General features: G+C 71.5%; 2 protein-coding genes. One reads left to right on the top strand and one right to left on the bottom strand.

What is annotated here, in order from left to right:
- Positions 1–70 precede the first annotated feature (70 nt).
- Complete coding sequence (locus P1J78_RS24705) at positions 71–964, bottom strand: LysR family transcriptional regulator (RefSeq protein ID WP_275570032.1); 894 nt, start codon at positions 962–964, stop codon at positions 71–73.
- 103 nt (positions 965–1,067) lie between these two features.
- Here P1J78_RS24705 and P1J78_RS24700 point away from each other — a divergent pair, with 103 nt between their 5' ends.
- The gene (locus tag P1J78_RS24700) at positions 1,068–2,066 is read left to right on the top strand and encodes an NAD-dependent epimerase/dehydratase family protein (protein WP_275570031.1); all 999 of its coding nucleotides are present in this window, start codon (positions 1,068–1,070) and stop codon (positions 2,064–2,066) included.
- The last annotated feature ends 1 nt before the right edge of the window (position 2,067 follow it).

Genomic DNA, 2,067 nt, shown 5'->3' with positions numbered 1-2,067 from the left:
GGGGGCCAGCCCCCCAGACCCCCCGGAGTATTTCTCGCCAGAAGAAGCATTGGGGCGGTGGCGCGGGGCGTCAGGAGTCCGCGCAGTAGGCCGCCATTGTCTCGCACAGGTGGTCGAAGGTCAGGCGCAGGCGGGGATCCTGGCGCAGGTCCTCGTGCATCGTCACCCAGGTTTCCAGCGGCACGGCGAAGGCCTCGGCGAAGAGATGGGTGAGGCGCGGCGGGCGCCGGCCGAGTGCGGTCTGGCAGATGCCGATGCCACAGGCGGCGCGGATCGCCGACAGCTGGGCGATCTGGTTGTCGATACGGTAGGCAAAGCGCGCGCGGTCGAAGGTGACGCCGGTGGTCTCGAAGCCGCGCGTGGCGCTGCTGTCGCGGTCGAAGCCGATGATCGTGTGTGCGGTCAGGTCATCCAGCGTGTCCGGCGTGCCGTGCCGGGCGAGATAATCGGGATGGGCGTGAAAGCCCAGCTCCACCGTCCCGACCCGTTTCGCCACGAGCGCCGATTGCGTGGGGCGGATCATCCGGATCGCGATATCGGCCTCGCGGCGCAGGAGGTCCGAGGTCGTGTTCGACAGGACGATCTCGAAGGTCAGCCCCGGCTGGCGGGCGCGCAGCTCGCGCAGGAGGGCCGGCAGAACCTCGGCCCCGATCACGTCGCTGGCAGAGATGCGGACGGTGCCGGTCATCGCGCCGGCCTCGCCCTCGGTCGCGCGCTCCGCCGCCGCGGCGGCGGCCGCCATCGTCTCGGCATGAGGCTTCAGCCGCAGCGCGAGGTCGGTGGGCGCGAGCCCCTGCGGCGAGCGGGTGAAGAGCCGGGCGCCGCCGAGCGCCTGTTCCAGCTGCTCCACGTGTCGGGCCAGCGTCGGCTGGGTCAGACCCAGCCGGCGCGCGGCGGCGGAGAGGCTGCCGGTCTGCAGCACGCTCAGGAACGAGCGGTAATGGTCCCAGGTCGGTGCGCTCATCTATTTCCGTATAGCAGAGCCACGGATTATCGCAATTTTCTTGAAGCGGAGCAGCGGGCATATCGGCGCCATCGCAGACAAGGTCGCAGACAAGGAGGCTGACATGCACCGCACAGACCAGAAGACCGCCCTGATCCTCGGCGCCACCGGCGGCGTCGGGTCCGAAACCGCCCGCGCGCTGGCCGCGCATGGCTGGCGCATCCGCGCGCTGGCCCGGGATCCGAAGAAGGCCCCTGCCCTCGATGCCGAGTGGGTCCGGGGCGACGCCATGACCCGGCAGGACGTCGTTGCCGCCGCGGAGGGCTGCCAATTGATCTTTCACGGGGTCAACCCGCCGGGCTACCGCGACTGGGACAAGCTGGCCGTCCCGATGCTGGAGAACACCATCGCCGCCGCGCGGGCCGCGGGCGCGCGAGTCGTGTTTCCCGGCACGGTCTACAACTACGGCCCGGACGCCTTTCCCGTGCTGCGGGAGGATTCGCCGCAATCCCCGACGACGCGGAAGGGTGCCGTGCGGGTCGAGATGGAGCGCCGGCTGGAGCGGGCGTCGCACGACGGCGTCCCGGTGCTGATCCTGCGGGCGGGGGATTTCTTCGGCCCCTACCTCACGGCGAACTCGTGGTTCTCGCAGGCGCTCGTCAAGCCCGGCCGGCCGCTGACGCGCGTGACCTATCCCGGCGCGCGCGAGGTGGGGCACGCCTGGGCCTACCTGCCGGACTTCGGCGAGACGATCGCGCGGCTGATGGACCGGGAGGCGGAGTTGGGCGTCTTCGAGCGGTTTCACATGGAGGGGCACTGGTTCGAGCGCGGCGTCGAGATCGCCGAGCGGCTGCGCCCCGTCGCCGGGGTCCCTGACGCGCCGATCCGGCGGATGCCGTGGCTGGCGCTGGACGCGCTGTCGCCCGTCGTCACCACCTTCCGCGAGTTGCGCGAGATGCGCTATCTCTGGCGGACGCCGGTGAAGCTGGACGGCGCGAAGCTGCGCGGCTTTCTCGGGGACGACCTGCCGCACACGCCGGCGGACCTGGCGCTGCGGCGGTCGCTGGAGGGCCAGGGCTGCCTGCCGCAGTCCGACGCCGGCCTCGCCCCCGCCGCCGCGTGAC

It is taken from the genome of Psychromarinibacter sediminicola, from assembly GCF_029168335.1.
Taxonomy (GTDB): domain Bacteria; phylum Pseudomonadota; class Alphaproteobacteria; order Rhodobacterales; family Rhodobacteraceae; genus Psychromarinibacter; species Psychromarinibacter sediminicola.
The sequence above is the reverse complement of the archived record's forward strand: the minus strand, read 5'-3'. Positions and strand labels throughout refer to the sequence as shown.